This is a genomic window from Kitasatospora sp. NPDC015120, assembly GCF_043080305.1.
Taxonomy (GTDB): domain Bacteria; phylum Actinomycetota; class Actinomycetes; order Streptomycetales; family Streptomycetaceae; genus Kitasatospora.
Genome location: NZ_JBIBVJ010000005.1, coordinates 291528 through 309600 on the forward strand (window position 1 = coordinate 291528; position 18073 = coordinate 309600).

The 18073-nt window shown below is 70.1% G+C and carries 15 protein-coding genes; 10 read left to right on the plus strand and 5 right to left on the minus strand.

The genetic code is table 11. The features are described 5' to 3' along the window. The first annotated feature begins 24 nt into the window (after positions 1–24). The 5 genes from fusA (at position 25) to ACF1AK_RS15515 (ending at position 7741) form a co-directional block, all read left to right on the plus strand. Positions 25–2130: an elongation factor G gene (gene fusA, locus ACF1AK_RS15495; RefSeq protein WP_391499301.1), complete on the plus strand. Its 2106-nt coding sequence runs from the start codon at positions 25–27 to the stop codon at positions 2128–2130. Between the two features lie 199 nt (positions 2131–2329). Further along, positions 2330–3523: an elongation factor Tu gene (gene tuf, locus ACF1AK_RS15500; protein ID WP_030280743.1), complete on the plus strand. Its 1194-nt coding sequence runs from the start codon at positions 2330–2332 to the stop codon at positions 3521–3523. A gap of 291 nt (positions 3524–3814) precedes the next feature. Next, complete coding sequence (locus ACF1AK_RS15505; protein WP_391499302.1) at positions 3815–4828, plus strand: glycosyltransferase; 1014 nt, start codon at positions 3815–3817, stop codon at positions 4826–4828. A gap of 48 nt (positions 4829–4876) precedes the next feature. Then, positions 4877–7285, plus strand: a complete 2409-nt coding sequence (locus ACF1AK_RS15510) for a hypothetical protein (RefSeq protein WP_391499303.1) — start codon at positions 4877–4879, stop codon at positions 7283–7285. Positions 7286–7306: 21 nt separating this feature from the next. Then, positions 7307–7741, plus strand: a complete 435-nt coding sequence (locus ACF1AK_RS15515) for a GtrA family protein (protein ID WP_391499304.1) — start codon at positions 7307–7309, stop codon at positions 7739–7741. Positions 7742–7845: 104 nt separating this feature from the next. Here the strand turns inward: ACF1AK_RS15515 and ACF1AK_RS15520 are convergent, their stop codons facing one another. From ACF1AK_RS15520 to rfbA, 5 genes are all read right to left on the minus strand, one after another. Beyond that, entirely contained in the window at positions 7846–9123 is a 1278-nt protein-coding gene (locus tag ACF1AK_RS15520; RefSeq protein WP_391499305.1) for an acyltransferase family protein, read from the minus strand. A gap of 122 nt (positions 9124–9245) precedes the next feature. Beyond that, a complete protein-coding gene (locus ACF1AK_RS15525) occupies positions 9246–10220 on the minus strand; it encodes an NAD-dependent epimerase/dehydratase family protein (RefSeq protein WP_391499306.1) in 975 nt (324 codons plus the stop codon). Between the two features lie 47 nt (positions 10221–10267). Then, positions 10268–11164 carry a glycosyltransferase family 2 protein gene (locus ACF1AK_RS15530; RefSeq protein WP_391499307.1) on the minus strand — a complete coding sequence of 299 codons (897 nt, stop codon included), beginning with the start codon at positions 11162–11164 and terminating at the stop codon, positions 10268–10270. A gap of 47 nt (positions 11165–11211) precedes the next feature. After that, positions 11212–11811, minus strand: coding sequence for a dTDP-4-dehydrorhamnose 3,5-epimerase family protein (locus ACF1AK_RS15535; protein ID WP_380755227.1), 600 nt, complete (start codon positions 11809–11811; stop codon positions 11212–11214). After that, positions 11808–12683 (minus strand): glucose-1-phosphate thymidylyltransferase RfbA, encoded by an 876-nt coding sequence (gene rfbA / locus ACF1AK_RS15540; protein WP_391499308.1) that lies wholly within the window; start codon positions 12681–12683, stop codon positions 11808–11810. The genes ACF1AK_RS15535 and rfbA overlap by 4 nt, the downstream gene beginning before the upstream one ends. A gap of 117 nt (positions 12684–12800) precedes the next feature. Between rfbA and rfbB the strand changes: the two genes are divergently transcribed. The 5 genes from rfbB (at position 12801) to ACF1AK_RS15565 (ending at position 17936) form a co-directional block, all read left to right on the plus strand. After that, entirely contained in the window at positions 12801–13778 is a 978-nt protein-coding gene (gene rfbB, locus ACF1AK_RS15545; RefSeq protein WP_391499309.1) for a dTDP-glucose 4,6-dehydratase, read from the plus strand. Then, complete coding sequence (locus ACF1AK_RS15550) at positions 13775–15124, plus strand: lipopolysaccharide biosynthesis protein (protein WP_391499310.1); 1350 nt, start codon at positions 13775–13777, stop codon at positions 15122–15124. Before rfbB ends, ACF1AK_RS15550 begins: the two co-directional genes overlap by 4 nt. A gap of 85 nt (positions 15125–15209) precedes the next feature. Continuing rightward, a complete protein-coding gene (locus ACF1AK_RS15555) occupies positions 15210–15899 on the plus strand; it encodes a glycosyltransferase family 2 protein (RefSeq protein ID WP_380292233.1) in 690 nt (229 codons plus the stop codon). Next, a complete protein-coding gene (locus ACF1AK_RS15560; RefSeq protein WP_391499311.1) occupies positions 15896–16291 on the plus strand; it encodes a DUF2304 domain-containing protein in 396 nt (131 codons plus the stop codon). The genes ACF1AK_RS15555 and ACF1AK_RS15560 overlap by 4 nt, the downstream gene beginning before the upstream one ends. A 28-nt stretch (positions 16292–16319) precedes the next feature. Continuing rightward, positions 16320–17936: a hypothetical protein gene (locus ACF1AK_RS15565; protein WP_391499312.1), complete on the plus strand. Its 1617-nt coding sequence runs from the start codon at positions 16320–16322 to the stop codon at positions 17934–17936. Positions 17937–18073 lie beyond the last annotated feature (137 nt).

Below are 18073 nucleotides of genomic sequence, written 5' to 3' on the forward strand. Positions count from 1 at the left end.
TAGACAGAGAGAGAACGAGCCACCATGGCTGCAACCTCCCTTGACCTCGCCAGGGTCCGCAACATCGGGATCATGGCGCACATCGACGCGGGCAAGACCACCACCACCGAGCGGATCCTGTTCTACACCGGCGTGTCGTACAAGATCGGTGAGGTCCACGATGGCGCTGCCACCATGGACTGGATGGAGCAGGAGCAGGAGCGCGGCATCACGATCACGTCGGCCGCGACGACCTGTCACTGGACCGTCGACGATGCCGACCACACCATCAACATCATCGACACCCCGGGTCACGTCGACTTCACCGTCGAGGTGGAGCGTTCGCTGCGCGTCCTCGACGGTGCCGTGACGGTGTTCGACGGTGTCGCCGGTGTCGAGCCCCAGTCCGAGACCGTGTGGCGGCAGGCTGACCGCTACGGCGTCCCGCGCATCTGCTTCATCAACAAGCTGGACCGCACGGGCGCCAACTTCTTCTTCTGCGTCCAGACCATCGTGGACCGCCTCGGCGCGACCCCGCTGGTCATGCAGCTGCCGATCGGTGCCGAGTCGGACTTCCAGGGCGTTGTCGACCTGGTCCGCATGAAGGCGCTGGTCTGGTCGGCCGAGGCCGCCAAGGGCGAGATGTACGACATCGTCGACATCCCGGCCGAGCTGCAGGAGCAGGCGGACGAGTACCGCGAGGCGCTGATCGACACCGTGTCGAACGTCAGCGACGAGATCATGGAGCTCGCCCTGGAGGGCGAGGACATCCCGGTCGAGCTGCTGCAGACGGCGATCCGCAAGGGCACGCTGAACTCGGACTTCACCCCGATCTTCTGCGGCACCGCGTTCAAGAACAAGGGCGTTCAGCCCCTGCTCGACGCCGTCGTCAAGTACCTGCCGTCCCCGCTGGACATCGAGTCCATCGAGGGCACCAAGCCGGGCGACGACACCGTCAAGATCTCCCGCAAGGCCTCGGACGACGAGCCGCTCGCCGCGCTCGCGTTCAAGATCATGTCGGACCCGCACCTCGGCAAGCTCACCTTCGTCCGGGTCTACTCGGGCCGCCTGGAGTCCGGCACCTCGGTGCTGAACGCCGTCAAGGGCAAGAAGGAGCGCATCGGCAAGATCTACCGCATGCACGCGAACAAGCGTGAGGAGATCGACTCGGTGGGCGCCGGCGACATCATCGCCGTCATGGGCCTGAAGCAGACCACCACCGGTGAGACGCTGTCCGACGAGAAGAACCCGGTCATCCTGGAGTCCATGGACTTCCCGGCCCCGGTCATCCGCGTCGCGATCGAGCCCAAGTCCAAGGGTGACCAGGAGAAGCTGGGTGTCGCCATCCAGCGTCTCGCCGAGGAGGACCCGTCCTTCCAGGTCAACACGGACGAGGAGACCGGCCAGACCATCATCGCGGGCATGGGCGAGCTGCACCTTGAGGTGCTGGTCGACCGCATGCGCCGTGAGTTCAAGGTCGAGGCCAACGTCGGCAAGCCGCAGGTCGCGTACCGCGAGACCATCCGCCAGGCGGTCGAGCGCATCGACTACACCCACAAGAAGCAGACCGGTGGTTCCGGTCAGTTCGCCAAGGTGCAGATCGCGATCGAGCCGCTTGAGCAGGCCGAGGGCTACGAGTTCGTCAACCTGGTCACCGGTGGCCGCGTTCCGCGCGAGTACATCCCGTCGGTCGACGCCGGCTGCCAGGAGGCCATGGAGTTCGGCATCCTCGCCGGCTACCCGCTGCAGGGTGTCCGCGTGAAGCTGCTCGACGGTGCCGCGCACGACGTCGACTCCTCCGAGCTCGCGTTCAAGATCGCCGGTTCGATGGCCTTCAAGGAAGGCGCCAAGAAGGCCAAGCCGGTCCTCCTGGAGCCGATGATGGCCGTCGAGGTCACCACGCCCGAGGACTACATGGGCGACGTGATCGGCGACATCAACTCTCGCCGTGGCCAGATCCGGTCCATGGACGAGCGTCACGGTGCCCGCGTCGTCACGGCGCTGGTGCCCCTCTCCGAGATGTTCGGCTACGTCGGTGACCTGCGCAGCAAGACCTCCGGTCGCGCGAGCTACTCGATGCAGTTCGACTCGTACGCCGAGGTTCCGAAGAACGTGGCGGACGACATCATCGCCAAGGCCAAGGGCGAGTGACGTCCCGACATTCGGGACGATAACGAAGCCTTAGGCTATTAGGAGGCAACCCGGGAGGATCCGGCCGGATCCTCCCGGGGCCTCCGGCCCCCCCACCAGCGGGACGGCACGGGGTGTCCTCCGGACAACCCGCACCAAAACCGATCAAAGACCAACTGGCGTCAGCACGGCGTACAGGAACTGTCCTCAGGAGGACTCAGTGGCGAAGGCGAAGTTCGAGCGGACGAAGCCCCACGTCAACATCGGCACCATCGGTCACATCGACCACGGTAAGACCACGCTGACCGCGGCCATCACCAAGGTGCTGCACGACGCGTACCCGGAGATCAACCCCTTCACGCCGTTCGACCAGATCGACAAGGCGCCGGAGGAGCGGCAGCGCGGTATCACCATCTCCATCGCGCACGTCGAGTACCAGACCGAGGCGCGCCACTACGCCCACGTCGACTGCCCGGGTCACGCGGACTACATCAAGAACATGATCACCGGTGCCGCCCAGATGGACGGCGCCATCCTGGTGGTCGCCGCCACCGACGGCCCGATGCCGCAGACCAAGGAGCACGTCCTCCTGGCCCGCCAGGTCGGCGTCCCCTACATCGTCGTCGCCCTGAACAAGGCCGACATGGTGGACGACGAGGAGATCCTGGAGCTCGTCGAGCTTGAGGTCCGCGAGCTGCTCTCCGAGTACGAGTTCCCGGGCGACGACCTGCCGGTCGTCCGCGTCTCCGCGCTGAAGGCGCTGGAGGGCGACAAGGAGTGGGGCGAGAAGCTCCTCGGCCTGATGCACGCGGTCGACGAGAACATCCCGACCCCGGCCCGCGCCGTGGACCAGCCGTTCCTGATGCCGATCGAGGACGTCTTCACGATCACCGGTCGTGGCACCGTCGTCACCGGTCGTATCGAGCGCGGCATCCTCAAGGTCAACGAGACCGTCGACATCATCGGCATCAAGACCGAGAAGACCACCACCACGGTCACCGGCATCGAGATGTTCCGCAAGCTGCTCGACGAGGGCCAGGCCGGTGAGAACGTCGGTCTGCTGCTCCGTGGCATCAAGCGCGAGGACGTCGAGCGCGGCCAGGTCATCATCAAGCCGGGTTCGGTCACGCCGCACACCGACTTCGAGGCCCAGGCCTACATCCTGTCGAAGGACGAGGGTGGCCGCCACACCCCGTTCTTCAACAACTACCGCCCGCAGTTCTACTTCCGTACCACGGACGTGACCGGCGTCGTGACCCTCCCCGAGGGCACCGAGATGGTCATGCCGGGCGACAACACCGCCATGACGGTCGCGCTGATCCAGCCGGTCGCCATGGAGGAGGGCCTGAAGTTCGCCATCCGTGAGGGTGGCCGCACCGTCGGCGCCGGCCAGGTCACCAAGATCGTCAAGTAATTGACCTTCTGACCTGCCTGTCCGATCAGGCGAGCCGAAGGGCCCCGCACACCTTTCCCGAGGTGTGTGGGGCCCTTCGGCGTGTCGGCGTGACGAACGCGCCGGTGACCCTCCGGCCATGGGGAGCGGCTTCATGCCTGCCTGCTATTCTGGCCGCTCATTGGGGCTCCCCCCATTGCTGTCCGCGGGTACTTCGGACACGGTGGGTGAAGGGTGTCCGGCTGGTGGGGGCATCCCGGTCGGTCCGTGCCGCCGTATCGTTCTTGGAAACATGGGGACAGGCGAGAAACGATGTTCAACGCAGCAGGGCACGACCTCGTGGCGGCCGGGACCCCGGCACCGTTGCTGTCGGTCGTCATGCCGATCTACAACGAGCAGGAAGCGCTGCCCCTGACCGTTCAGCGTCTGCGGCCGATCCTGGACCGGCTGGGGATCGACTACGAGGTCGTCGGGATCGACGACGGCAGCACCGACGCCACCCCGGCGATCATGCAGAAGGTCCACCAGGACTGGCCGGAGTTCCGGATCGTGCGGTTCGCGCGCAACTCCGGGCACCAGGCGGCGCTGACCGCCGGCATCCACCGCGCCTTCGGGGACTACGTCGTCTCCATCGACGCCGACCTTCAGGACCCGCCGGAGAAGATCCCGGAGATGCTCCAGCTCGCCCAGGAGCAGGGCCTCGACATCGTCTACGGCGTGCGCGGCGACCGCGGCACCGACACCGTCTTCAAGCGCCGCACGGCCGGGGCGTACTACTGGCTCATGCGCCGCCTGGTCGGCAAGAAGATGCCCAACCAGGCCGGGGACTTCCGCCTGCTGAGCCGGGCCGCCGTCGACGCGCTCAAGGCGATGCCCGAGCACCAGCCGGTCTACCGGCTGCTGGTGCCGTGGCTGGGCTTCCCCAGCGGCGAGGTCGTCTACGTGCGGGAGGAGCGGGTCGCCGGCTCGACGCACTACCCGCTCTCCAAGATGCTCCGGCTGGCCATCGACAGCATCACCAACTTCTCGGCGGCGCCGCTGCGGCTCGCCACCTGGCTGGGCCTGGTGAGCCTGGTGCTCTGCTTCGTGCTGGGCGTCTACACCGCGGTCGAGTACGCGCTGGGCGAGACCGTGCCCGGCTGGTCCTCCCTCTTCGTCGGCATGCTGTTCCTCGGCGCCGTCCAGCTCGTCTGCATCGGTCTGCTGGGCGAGTACGTCGGCCGGATCTACTCCGCCGCGCAGGCCCGCCCGGCCTACTTCGTGGGGTACGACTCGGCCGCGGACGCCGTCCGGGGCCGGCCCGAGCCGTCCGCGTCGGCCCGCTAGCGCACAAGCCCAGGCACCGCTGGTCGGGCCGGCAGAGAGACGAGAACCTTGGACAGCACCGACACGACCGTGGCCGCCTCCCGGTCCGCCCGCCGACCGGGCGGGCCGACCGACGGCCCGGCGCCGGCCGCCTACGGCCGGACCGCGGTGCGGTTCCTCCCCGCCGCCGCGGCCTACCTCGTGCTGGTGGCGGCCCTGCTCGCCGCCGACACGTCGGTGAACGACATCGCCCGGTACACCTTCTACGTGCTCTGGGGCGTGCTGCTGCCGGGCACCCTGGTCTTCCGCAGCCTGCGCCGCCGCCCCTACACGCTGCTGGAGGACCTCGCGTTCGGCGCCGTCACCGGCCTCGTGCTGGAGCTGGCGGCCTGGGCCGTGCTGGTCGGCCTGGGCCTCCAGTCGGTGGCGACGTTCTGGCCGCTGGCGGTGGTGCTCCCGTTCGCGCTGGTGCCCGGGCTGCGGCGGCACTGGCGGCCGCGGGGCTACCGGCCCTTCTCGGCCGGACGCTCCTGGGCCCTGGCGGGCACGGTCGCGCTGACCGTCGTCTACTACTACGAGGCCAACCTGGCCCGTTTCCCCGTGCTGCCGACGGACGACTCGACGAGGATCTTCGGCGATCTGCCGTACATGCTCTCGCTCGCCGGCAGCGCGACGCACGACATGCCGCCGACCTTCCCGCAGGCGGCGGGCGAGCCGCTGCACTACCACTGGTTCACCTTCGCGCACATGGCGATGACCGACCTCGTCGGCCACATCGACCTGCCGGTGGTGGCGATGCGGCTGATGGTCCCGGCGCTCAGCGCGCTGACCGTGCTGATCATCGCGGTGGTGGCGCAGCGCCTCAGCGGCAAGGCCTGGGCCGGCCCGGCGGCGGCGCTGCTGTTCTTCGCGGTGGGCGAGTTCACCGCGGCCTACCCGAACAACGTGAGCTCCTGGACCTTCGGCTTCCCGCCGATCCGGCTGATGTCCTGGGGGAGCCTGTCCCTGACCTACAGCCAGCCGCTGCTGGTGGCCCTGGTCGGTGTGGTCGGTGCGCTGATCGGCCGCAAGGGCGGCCCGGACGCCGCGGGGGAGGAGCCGGCGGACGGAGGCCGGGTGCCGGCCTTCGGGCGCGGAGCCTTCGTCCTGGTGGCGGGGTTCGCGCTGGCCTCCAGCGCCGCCAAGGCCAGTTCGCTGCCGGTCACCCTGGCCGGCCTCGCGCTGGCCGGACTGGTGATGCTGGTCACCGGCCGGCGGATCCCCTGGACGGTGGTCGGGCTCGGCGCGGTCATCGCCGGCGCCCAGCTCTTCGCCACCGCCGTCATCTTCGACTTCGAGAGCTACGGCCTGGAGGTCGTGGCCTTCGGCAACGTCCAGCAGTACTGGGCCAACACGCCGCAGATGCGCGGCACCGCGGCGCAGGCGGCCGTGGTGATCGCCACCCTGGCGGCCTTCGTGATCACCCATCAGGTCCGGCTGGCCGGCGTGCTCCCGCTGTTCCGCCACCGCCGGCTGAACCTGGAGCCGGCGCAGTGGTTCCTGCTGGGCGGCGCCGTGGCCGGACCGGCCGCCTACCTGGTGGTCAACGGCTTCAACTCCAGCTACTTCACCATCGCCTCGGCGCCCTTCGGCGCCCTGCTCGCCGCCTGGGGCTACTGCGAGGCCGCGGAACGGGCGGCGCTGTCCGTGCGGGCCAGGGTCCTGCTGGCCGCCGGCGTGCTCGTCCTGGTGGCCGGGCTCACCTGGGGCATGTACCGCCACACCCGGGGCTGGGCCGAGCTGGTGGCCAAGGCGGCCGGTGCCTACGACGCCTGGCAGCCGTACGCCCCGCTGCTGCCGGTGCTCGGCGGGACGGTCGTCCTGGCGGGGCTGGCGGCGGTCGGCGCCCTGCTGTGGTGGGGGTCGGGCCGGATCTGGCCGCGGCTGCGCGGCCGGGGCGGGATCGTCCTGCTCACGGCGACGCTGGCGGTCGGCGTCCCGGGGACGGCACTGGACCTCCTGCAGTCCCGGCAGTACGTGTGGGACGGCACCTGGATCCTGCCGCAGAGCCAGATCGACGCGGCCCGCTGGGTGCGCGCCCACAGCGACCCGGCGGACGTCATCGCGACCAACAGCCACTGCTGGGAGCCGGAGAACTACACCACCACCGACCGCTGCACCAACTACCGCTCCCAGTGGCTCAGCGCGTACTCGGAGCGTTCGGTGCTCATCGAGGGATGGGCCTACGCGCCGCGCATGATCGCGCAGAGCGGTGGCGGTGTCGCCTCGGGGCGGCCGTTCTGGGACCAGGAGCTGTTCCAGCGCAACGAGAATGCGATCTACCAGCCGACCGCGGAGCTGCTCGACGGCCTGCGCCGGGAGCACCGGGTGCGGTACCTGGTGGTCGACCGCAAGGCAGGCGCCGAGTCACCGCAGCTCGGCACTCTCACCAGCAAGGTCTACGACAACGGCCGGACCGTCGTGTACGAGCTGGCCTGACCGGATGAACGGGTAACCCGCATGCTTTCCACGGACGATCCTGGGGCGGCCCCGCAGACGGCTCCGCCCGTCAAGCGGCAGCTGCCGTCCTTCCTGGTGATCGGTGTCCTGAGCACCCTCTTCTACCTGGGGCTCTTCGTCGCCGCCCGCGCCTTCACCGACCCGCAGGTGGCGAATCTGATCGCGCTGGCGGTCAGCGCGGTGGCCAACACGGCCGCCAACCGGCGCTTCACCTTCGGCATCACCGGCTCGGAGGGCGCGCTGCGGCACCAGCTGCAGGGCGCGGTGGCCTTCCTCATCGGCCTGGGGCTGAGCGCGGGCGTCCTGGCGCTGCTCGACCTGGCCGTCCCGGACGCCTCCCGGGTGGTCGAGGTGGGCGGGCTGGTCGTCGCCAACGGCCTCGCCACGGTGGTGCGCTTCCTGCTGATGAAGGTCTGGGTCTTCAAGAACCGCTGAGGCGCCCGGAACGACGGAAGTGCCTGGCCCGCCGTCCCCCGTGAGGGGCGGCGGGCCAGGCACTTCCACGTCCGGCCGGCACCGTCCGGTGCCGGCCGGGCCGGTCAGGCCGAGACCTTCGGCGGGGCCGGTTCGGCGGGCGACTGCGGCTGGGCGGCGGCGCCGGGTTCGACGGGCTCGCCCCGCCGGGCGGCCCGGACGGCCGCGCGCTCCTTGAGCCGGCGCACCGGCCACGGGGTCCAGTTCTTGGCCTTCATCACCGGGGACTCCAGCAGGTGCCAGGAGAGCGCGGCCAGGACGACCGTGCCCGCCATGGCCAGCGCCAGGTAGACCGGCTTGCCGTGCTTGGCGTAGCCGAGCACCGCCAGCGCCTGCTCGACGGTGAACCCGTAGATGTAGATGCCGTAGGAGTAGTCGCGCTTGCGGCCGATCTTGTGGAACGGCCGGGGCAGCCGGATGGCCAGCCAGAGGAGCAGGTAGGCGAAGGCGGGGTAGCCGAAGACGAACAGGCCGCCGGTCCACAGGGTGAGGCCGAGCACGGCGGCGCAGATCAGCGCCACGCCGTCGTGGATGACCAGCTTGTCGCGGTACAGCTGGAAGGTCGCGCCGATCATGAAGACGAAGACCAGGTGGATCAGCATGTGGACCGACATGGCGTCCAGGAACGGCACCATGACGAAGGACTGCTGGTCGCCGGGGATCCCGCGCAGCGAGGGCGCGTTCACCCAGTCGCGCAGGATGAGCCCGCCGAGCGCGAGGGCGAGCAGCGGTATGAACCGCCGGGCCTTGCGGAGCACGCCGCCGGCCGCGAGCAGCCCGATCAGGACGTAGCAGAGGATCTCGTACTTCAGCGACCAGAGCGCGCCGTTCACCCCGGGGTCGAAGTTGGTGCCCTTGGTCCGGCCCTCCGCCATCACGCCGGAGATGTCCCAGCCGGTGCTCATGGCGGTGTTCCAGGTGCCCTTGAGGTAGTTCACCGGACCCTGGGGGTGGTCCCAGTAGCCGTCGAAGGTGCCGTGCTGCCAGTGGTACAGCAGCGGGACGATCACCAGCGCGGAGACCAGCAGCGATCCCCACAGGCCGGGCAGGATGCGCAGCGCGCGGTGCCAGGCGTAGCGGCCGACGGTGCTGCGGGCGCCACTTCCGCTGATCATGAAGCCGGACAGGACGAAGAAGCCGATGACCGACATCTTGCCGATGTCCGTCTGCTGGCCGCTGCGGAGCCACAGCGGGTCGAGCCGCCCCCAGGCGATCGGGTACATGTGGGAGACGACGACGGCGGAGGCGAGCAGCAGCCGGAGCACACCGAAGCTGTTGGCCCGGGAGGAGTACAGCTCGGCCAGGGTCCCGCGACGGCCAGGCAGAGAAAGCCTAGGAGACATGAGAGCGGTTCATGCTTTCCGGAAGTGGAGACGCGGAGAAAGCCTCCGGCGCACGGGCCCGATCGGACCCTCGGGGGATCCTATCGAGCTTGCCGGAAGCCTTCACCGTGCTGGGCGAATCGTTAGCGGCCTGCGTCCGGGGACGAACCGTCCTTGGCCGCGTGCTCCCACAGGGTGCGGACGGCCTCGCGCAGGCTGCGGCGCGGGGCCCAGCCGAAGGCCCGCTCGATCGCGGTGACGTCCAGCTGCTGCCACTCGGTCTCCGGGCCGCTGCCCTCCGGCGCCGGCACCTCGGTGACCTCGGTCGGCACACCGCTGACCTCGATCAGCAGCTCCACCAGCTCGCGGGCCGAACTCGCCCGGCCCAGGCCGACGTTGAGGACGGCCGGAGCCTTCGGGTTGGACGGGACCGCGGCCACGATCGCGTCGACGGTGTCCTGGAGGTCGACGAAGTCCCGCTGGGCGGTGAGCGGCTGCAGGGCCAGCTCGGCGGTCGTGCCGGCCGCCCGGGCCGCGGCCAGCTTGCCCGCCATCACGCCGAGCAGGCTGTGCGAGGGCTGTCCGGCACCGACCACGTTGCCGAGCCGGAGCACCACCGCGTCCAGGCCCTCCTCGCGCACGGCGGTCGCGATCAGCTCGGTGGCCTGGAGCTTGAGCTTGCCGTAGACCATCGACGGGTTCGGCTCGGAGTCCTCGGAGAGGCTGACGCCGATCGGGCAGAGCCCGTACTCGTGCACCGTGCCGAGGTGGACCAGGCGCGGGGGAGCGGGCATCGAGCGCAGCGCCTCCAGCAGCCGGGTGACCATGCCGACGTTGGCGCCCACCATCTGCTCGTCGGTCAGGCCCCACATGCCGCCGGCCGCGTTGACGACCACGTCGATCCGGTGCTCGGCGAGCAGGGCGGCCAGCTCGGCCGGCGGGTCGACGGTCAGGTCGAGCCGGGCGAACCCGCCGGGCAGGGCGTCGGCCGGCTCCTTGCGGGCGATGGTGAGCAGGTGGTGGCCCCGCTCGGCCAGGGTGGCGAGGATGGTGCGCCCGATGAAGCCGGTGCCGCCGAGGACGGCGATCCGGGGGAGGGCTGAGCTGCTAGCGGCCATGGCCTCTGGCTCCGATGGGTCGGTACGGGTGGGGCGGTGGGCGTTGCTCAGTAGCGGTCGGTGCCGGCGACGTGCCGCAGCAGGGTCCTGGTGCCCTCGCTGTGCCGGTTCTTGACCGCGCCCGGGACCATGGTGAGCGCGTGGATCCGGGAGGACAGGTGCAGCCGGGAGGCCTTGGCGGCCCGGGACCAGCCGTGCGCGTCCAGGCGGTCGGCGACGTCCCGGAAGAAGCGGTTGGCCTCCTCGAAGCGGACGCCGGTGAAGGCCTGCGCGGAGGAGATGCTGACGGCGTGCCGGCGGTACTGGAAGGTGACCTTGTCGGTGATCATCATCTGCTCGCCGGTCTGCAGCAGGTCGATGACCAGCGCCAGGTCCTGGGTGACCTCCAGGTTGTCCCGGAAGCCGACCGCCTTCACGGCCTCGGTGCGCCAGCAGATGGAGGGGAAGAACAGCCAGTTGCCGCGGAGCAGGCTGATGGCCAGCTCCTCCCCGCTCATCAGCTTGCGGCCCTGGACCTTGGGCGCGTAGATGCGCTTCTTCGCCTGGTCCACCAGCCCCTCGGTGGGCGTGCCGTCGCCGTCGATGACCTGGACGCCCGGCTGCACCATGCCGATGTCCGGGTTGTCCTTGAGGATGGCCCGGGCGGTCTCCACGTAGTTCGGCAGCATGATGTCGTCGGTGCCCATCATGACGAAGTGCTGCTCGCGCACCAGGCCGAGGCACTTGCGGTAGTTGCCGGTGACGCCGAGGTTCTGCTCGTTGCGCTGGTACGAGACCCGCTCGTCGCCGAGCTCGGCGAACCAGCCCGGGACGTCCGGCTCCTTGCCGTCGTCCACCACGGTGAGCCGCCAGTTCGGGTCGCTCTGGGCCAGGACGCTGCGGACGGCCGCCTGCATGAGGGCGACGTTGCCGTAGTAGGGCAGCATGATGTCAAGAGTTGTCATGAGCGGCGCACCAGGTGTTTTCCGGGTAGGAGGGGACGGCGAGAAGGCTACTGGCCGCTGAGCGAGCGCCGGTAGCGAAGGCACTCCTCGTAGTCCGGCAGCAGGCCGGTCTCGATGGCCTCGGCCAGCGTCGGGGCGGCGGCGTCCCGGGCGGACAGCTGCGGGACCTCGGCCGGCCACTCGATGCCCAGGTCCGCGTCCAGCGGGTGCACCGCGTGCTCGCCGGTCGGGTTGTACGTCTCGGAGCAGACGTACGACAGCGTGGCGTCGTCGGTCAGCGCGCAGAAGCCGTGGCCCAGGCCCTCGGAGATGTAGACCGAGCGCCGGTCCACGTCGTCGAGGCGGACGAACTCCCAGCGGCCGAAGGTCGGCGAGCCGACCCGCAGGTCGACGATCACGTCGAGCACGGCGCCGCGCACGCAGCTCACGTACTTGGCCTGGCCGGGCGCGACGTCGGCGAAGTGGATGCCGCGCACGACGTCCTTGGCGGAGACCGAGAGGTTGCCCTGGGCCATCCGCAGCGGGTGGCCGACCACCTCGGAGAGCCTGTCGAAGCGGTACCACTCCATGAACAGGCCGCGCGGGTCCCCGTGCTGCTGCGGGGTGATCTCCCAGGCGCCCTCGATGGACAGCTCGCGGAACTTCATCGGGCGTCCTCCTCGTCCAGCAGGTTCAGCAGGTACTGGCCGTAACCGCTCTTCAGCAGCGGCTGCGCCAGCTCGCGCAGCTGGTCGGAGGTCAGGAAGCCGGCCCGCCAGGCCGCCTCCTCGACGCAGCCGATCTTGAAGCCCTGGCGCTCCTCGATGACCCGGACGAACTCCGAGGCCTGGACCATCGAGACGAACGTGCCGGTGTCCAGCCAGGCGGTGCCGCGGTCCAGGACGGTGACCTGGAGCTCGCCGCGCTGGAGGTAGGCGTCGTTGACGGCGGTGATCTCCAGCTCGCCGCGGGCGCTCGGGGTGATCGTGCGGGCGATCTCCACCACGCGGTTGTCGTAGAAGTAGAGGCCGGGCACCGCGTAGCGGGACTTCGGCCTGACCGGCTTCTCCTCGATCGAGATGACCTGGCCGGACTCGTCGAACTCGACCACGCCGTAGGCGGTCGGGTCGGCCACCGGGTAGGCGAAGACCATGCCGCCCTTGGGGTCGGTGCGCTGGGCGAGCCGGGTGCCGAGGCCGCTGCCGTGGAAGATGTTGTCGCCGAGGATCAGCGCGACCGGCTCGTCGCCGATGAAGTCCGCGCCCAGCACGAACGCCTGGGCGATGCCCTCCGGGCGCTCCTGGACGGCGTACTGGAGTTCCAGGCCGAGCTGCGAGCCGTCGCCGAGCAGCCGCTCGAACTGCTCGCGGTCCTGCGGGGTGGTGATGATCAGGATCTCGCGGATCCCCGCCATGATCAGCGTGGAGAGCGGGTAGTAGATCATCGGCTTGTCGAAGACCGGGAGGAGTTGCTTCGAGACTGCCCGCGTGAGGGGCCAGAGGCGGGAACCGGTGCCGCCCGCAAGAAGAATGCCGCGCATGGCGCACACCTTACGTGGCCTGCCCGACCCCGCGGCAACCAGCCTTCGGACGCCCACGCAGCACCCCGCGGACCCGGGACGGGGCGCCTCCGCGCGCGCACTATACTCAGCCGCACTATGCGTATCCTCGTCACCGGCGGCGCCGGATTCATCGGGTCCCAGTTCGTCCGCGCGCTGCTGTCGGCGGATCCCGCGGCCCGCGTCACCGTCTTCGACAAGCTGACCTACTCGGGCGTCGAGGAGAACCTCGCGCCGGTCGCCGACCACCCGGGCTACACCTTCGTCCGCGGCGACATCTGCGACATCGACGCCGTCGACCAGGCCATGCCGGGCCACGACGCGGTCGTGCACTTCGCCGCCGAGTCGCACGTCGACCGCTCCATCGCCGGCGCCGGCCCGTTCGTGATGACCAACGTCGTCGGCACCCAGGTGCTCCTGGACGCCGCCCGCAAGCACGGCGTCGGCCGTTTCGTGCACGTCTCCACCGACGAGGTCTACGGCTCGATCACCGAGGGCTCCTGGACCGAGGAGTGGCCGCTCGCGCCGAACTCCCCGTACTCCTCGTCGAAGGCCGGCTCGGACCTCCTCGCCCTCGCCTACCACCGCACCCACGGCATGGACGTGGTGGTCACCCGCTGCTCCAACAACTACGGGCCGTACCAGTTCCCCGAGAAGGTCATCCCGCTCTTCACCACCAACCTGATCGACGGCAAGCGCGTCCCGCTGTACGGCGACGGCGGCAACATCCGCGACTGGCTGCACGTCTCGGACCACTGCCGCGGCATCGACCTCGCGCTGCGCAAGGGCCGGGCCGGCCAGGTCTACAACATCGGCGGCGGCGTCGAGCTCACCAACAAGGAGCTCACCGGCCTGCTGCTGGAGGCCGCCGGCCAGGGCTGGGACATGGTCGACCGGGTCGAGGACCGCAAGGGCCACGACCTGCGCTACTCGCTGGACATCACCAAGATCCGCGAGGAGCTCGGCTACGAGCCGCAGGTCACCTTCGAGGAGGGCCTCGCCTCGACCATCGCCTGGTACCGCGAGAACCGTGCCTGGTGGGAGCCGCTCAAGGTGAGGGCCGCGCAGCAATCGTGAACCACGAGGGCAGCACGGCGCCGGCGCGCCGTTCCCCGCTGGCCAAGGTCGTCAGCGCTCTCCCCCCGGGCACCCAGCTGGTGATCGGGGGGACGGTGCTGCTCGGCGCCGCCTCCTACGTCCACCTGATGGCGGCCGGCTACAGCCTCGGCAAGCCGGAGATGGCCTCGGTCTCGCTGCTCTGGACGATCCTCATGTCGGTCGGCCTGGGGCTCTTCTTCCCGGTCGAGCAGGAGCTGACCCGGATCGTCGCCGCCCGCGCGGTCGGCGGCCAGGGCGCGGCGCCCGTGGTGCGCCGGATCCTGCTGATCACCGTCGGGATGCTGGCCGTGATGGCGGTCGGGATGGCGGTCGCCGTCCGGCCGCTGGCCCGCACCTTCTTCGACGGCCGCACCGACATGGTGATGGCGCTGGGCATCGCCTTCGCGGCGATGGCCGCGAGCAACGTCAGCCGCGGCGTGCTGGCCGGCCTCAACCGGTTCGGCGCGTACGGCGCCCAGCTGGCGGTGGACGGCGCGCTGCGGATCGCGCTGGCCGGCGGCTGCGCGGTGGCCGGCGTCCGCTCGCCGCTGGCGTTCGCGCTGATCCTCACCGTCGCGCCGCTGGTGGCCGTGGTGGCGACGGCCCGCCCGCTGCTCGCCGGGGTGCGGTCCGGCCCGGCGGTCGGCTGGGGGTCCCTCACCTCGGGCCTGGCGCCGCTGGTCGCCTCCACCCTGCTCTCGCAGGTGGTGGTCAACGCCGCGGTCGTCTCCACCCAGCTGCTCGCCCCGGACGACGCCGCCCTGGTGGCCGGCCTGCTGAACGCCGTGGTGCTGGCCCGCGTCCCGCTGTTCGTCTTCGGCTCGCTCCAGGCCTCGCTGCTCGCGGGCCTGTCGAGCACCGCGGCGGCCGGTGACCGGGCCGGGTTCTCCAAGCTGCTGGTCCGCACCTGCGCGGTCGTCACCGTGCTCGGCGTGGCCGGCGGCATCCCCGCCACCGTCCTCGGCCCGTGGCTGATCCAGGTGCTCTTCAAGGCCGACGACGTGCTCGGCTCGCTCGACTTCCTCTGGATGTCGGCCGGTACGCTCTGCTACATGCTCGCGATGGTGCTCGGTCAGGCGCTGCTGGTGCTGCACCGCCACCGTCTCCAACTGCTCGGCTGGGCGTTGGGTGTTGTTGCGCTGATCGTGACCACCCTGGTACCCGGCCCGATCGCGACCCGGGTCTGCCTCGCCTACACTGTTGGTTCGCTGGCCGCTGTCGCATGCATGTTCGCCGCGGTCTGGCTGACCTTCCTGCGGAAGCCGCCGACTTCTCCGGCCGGTTCCGCCGAGTCCGCCCGTCCCTCACTCGTGGACTCGGTATGACGACACGTCGCTGTCGCCGAGGCCCGCAGCCCGTCTTTCTTCGCACCCTGAAACTCGCGGCCGGCGGCCGCGGCATGGAGTCATGATGTCCGACTACGACGACGTGTGGCTGGTCATCCCGGCCTACAACGAGGGAACCGTCATCGCCGACGTGATCGAGGGGGCCCGGAAGACCTTCCCGAACATCGTCGTGGTCGACGACGGCAGCACGGACAACTCGTCCGAGCACATCATGACCACCGGGGCGCACCTGGTCCAGCACCCCGTCAACCTCGGCCAGGGCGCCGCACTGCAGACCGGTCTCAGCTACGCGCTCAAGCAGCCCGGCGCCAAGTACTTCGCCACCTTCGACGCCGACGGCCAGCACCAGACGCACGACGTCGAGAAGATGGTCGCCCTGCTCCGGGCCGACGAGGCCGACGTGGTCCTCGGCTCCCGCTTCATCGAGCAGACCGGCGAGGTGCCGTGGATCAAGCGGGTGGTCCTGCGGACCGCCGCGACGATCAGCCCCACCGCGCGCAAGCTCAACCTGACGGACTCCCACAACGGACTCCGTGTCATCAACCGCGAGGCCGCGACCAAGCTCCGCATCACCATGAACGGCATGGCCCACGCCTCCGAGATCGTCGCCTTCCTGGCGGCCTCGGACCTGCGGGTCATGGAGGTGCCGGTGGACATCCTGTACACCGACTACTCCCGTTCCAAGGGCCAGTCGCTGATCAACGGCGTCAACATCCTCTTCGACATCTCGCTCAGGGAGCGTGGCCGCAAGTGAAGTACATCTGGATCCAGTTGCTGCTCATGGTCGGCACGGGTGTGCTCGTGCTCGCCTTCGTCCGCCGCTGGGACGCCGCCCACACCCGCGCCTGGAAGCGGATGGCGTTCTTCGCCTTCGTCGTCGCCAACGTCTACGCGGTCCTGCGGCCGCAGGACGTGACCTGGATCGCCAACAAGCTCGGCGTCGGCCGCGGCACCGACCTGGTGCTCTACCTGCTGGTCGTGGCGATGGCGTTCATGACCCTGAACACCTTCATGCGCTTCCGCTCGCTGGAGAAGAAGCTCACCGACCTGGCCCGCACCGTCGCGGTGAACGACGGCCAGCGCGTGAACACCGACCGTTTCACCGAGCCCGAGGTCGGCGCCGACGAGCGCGTCGCGCAGCTCTAGGTCCTCATCGTTCGGGAGAGCGGCACACATGTCTGCGACGGCCACCGGGCCTCGAATAATCGCGCGTCAGCGGCCTTCCTCGGATGCCGCCGATGCCCGGCCGTCCCTGCTCGGACGGCTCGCGCCCGGGGCCGTCGAGGCAGCATCGGGAGTCCTGGTTGCCCTCGGGTTCACCTGGATCTGCACGTTCATCAAGGTCAACCCGATGCAGCGGGTCGGCCAGGTCAGCGGCCTCGCCGCGCTCCAGCTGCGGTTCATCCTGGCCTTCGTCGTCCTCGCCCTGCTGTGGTGGGCGGCGAGCCGCTGGTTCTCGCGCCCGCTCGCGCTGCGGACCGCCGCGGCCTCGCTGTCCGGTCTCGCCACCGGGCTCTACGCCGGCGGCGTGGCGGTCGCCCTGCGCGGCACGGTCTGGCCGCTCAACGCCAAGCGCGGTGACTCCGGGCAGCTCCAGCAGTGGACCGGCGACATCCTCGAAGGCCGTCCGATCTCCAGCGTCTACCCGCCGCTGTTCCCGCACCTGCTGGCCCGCTGGACCGACCTCCTCTACCCCGGCCAGCCCGGGCTGGGCCTGAAGATGCTCGGCCTGGTGCTGATCGCGCTGACCGGCCCGGCCGTCTACCTGGCGTGGCGACTGCTGCTCCCGCCGCTGTGGGCGCTGGCCATCGGCGTGGTGCCGGTCTTCCCGATCGTCCACGCGGCCAAGCCGTACGTCGACGTGGTGCTGCTGGTCCTCATCCCCGTCCTGGCCCGGTTCACCACCAGCCTGCTGCGCTCCACCGGCAGGAGCGTGCGGACCGCGCTGTTCACCGGCGCCGCCTACGGCCTCGCGCTGGCCCTCCTCTTCCTCTGGTACTCGGGCTGGTTCGTCTGGTCGGCGCCCGGGATGCTGGCGGTGATGGTGGTCACCCTGGCCAAGGTCTGGCGGCAGGGCAAGGACGCCGTCCTGCGGGCGGCCGCCCTGCTGGGCGCGACCGCCGTGGTCTTCCTGCTGGTGGCCGGCCTCTACCTGCAGCGGCTGCTCGCCGGGTCGGACACCCCCGACACCTACATGTACTTCGACACCAACGTCGACCCCGCGTACTTCGCGATGTGGCAGGGCGACTCGCCGGGCGTGATCGCCAACGGCGCCTGGCCGCTGCCCGGCGAGCTCGGCGGTGTCGGCGTGTTCGTGCTGCTGCTGGTCGTCGGCGTGGGCGCCGCGCTCTGGCTGGGCGCGGCCCTGCCGGTGGTCCAGGTCGCCGCCTTCTGCATGCTCGGCGCCTTCCTGATGCGCTACTGGTTCGCCTCGCACATGGAGCGCGACCAGCTGGTGCAGCTCTACCCGCGCACCTCGGCCGAGCTGCTGTACTGCGGCATCGTGCTCTTCGGCATGGCCTGCTACCTGCTCAGCCGCAGGTTCGCCGCCGGCGAGCGGACCGCGACGGCGGAGTCCTCCGGCCGCGCCGTCGCGACCCCGGCCCTGCGGACCGGGGGAGCGGTGCTCTGCGCCCTGGCGTTCTTCTTCTCGATGGCCGGTTCCTCCACCATCGACCGCTTCATGCCCGCCAACCAGGGCTCCTGGGGCTCGTTCGCGTGGTTCGCGCACACCACCCCGCTGCCGGACGGCACCTGCCCGAAGTTCGCCCCGGAAGGCAAGTGCGGGTAGCGACGGCACCCCCGCTGTGAGGATCCGGCGGAGGATCTGCGGTTGGCACGGGTGTTGTGCGGCGTGGAAGAATCCCGAACGCCCCGGGGCACGACACCCCCGTAGCCTGATCCAACCGAACGCCGCAGTGGAACGCA

Excerpts from the sequence above, each read along its gene's own strand:
- fusA (WP_391499301.1), top strand. The coding sequence starts at position 25 with ATGGCTGCAACCTCCCTTGACCTCGCCAGGGTCCGCAACATCGGGATC.
- ACF1AK_RS15505 (WP_391499302.1), top strand. The coding sequence starts at position 3,815 with ATGTTCAACGCAGCAGGGCACGACCTCGTGGCGGCCGGGACCCCGGCA.
- ACF1AK_RS15515 (WP_391499304.1), top strand. The coding sequence starts at position 7,307 with ATGCTTTCCACGGACGATCCTGGGGCGGCCCCGCAGACGGCTCCGCCC.
- ACF1AK_RS15520 (WP_391499305.1), bottom strand. The coding sequence starts at position 9,123 with ATGTCTCCTAGGCTTTCTCTGCCTGGCCGTCGCGGGACCCTGGCCGAG.
- ACF1AK_RS15525 (WP_391499306.1), bottom strand. The coding sequence starts at position 10,220 with ATGGCCGCTAGCAGCTCAGCCCTCCCCCGGATCGCCGTCCTCGGCGGC.
- ACF1AK_RS15530 (WP_391499307.1), bottom strand. The coding sequence starts at position 11,164 with ATGACAACTCTTGACATCATGCTGCCCTACTACGGCAACGTCGCCCTC.
- ACF1AK_RS15535 (WP_380755227.1), bottom strand. The coding sequence starts at position 11,811 with ATGAAGTTCCGCGAGCTGTCCATCGAGGGCGCCTGGGAGATCACCCCG.
- rfbA (WP_391499308.1), bottom strand. The coding sequence starts at position 12,683 with ATGCGCGGCATTCTTCTTGCGGGCGGCACCGGTTCCCGCCTCTGGCCC.
- rfbB (WP_391499309.1), top strand. The coding sequence starts at position 12,801 with ATGCGTATCCTCGTCACCGGCGGCGCCGGATTCATCGGGTCCCAGTTC.
- ACF1AK_RS15555 (WP_380292233.1), top strand. The coding sequence starts at position 15,210 with ATGTCCGACTACGACGACGTGTGGCTGGTCATCCCGGCCTACAACGAG.
- ACF1AK_RS15565 (WP_391499312.1), top strand. The coding sequence starts at position 16,320 with ATGTCTGCGACGGCCACCGGGCCTCGAATAATCGCGCGTCAGCGGCCT.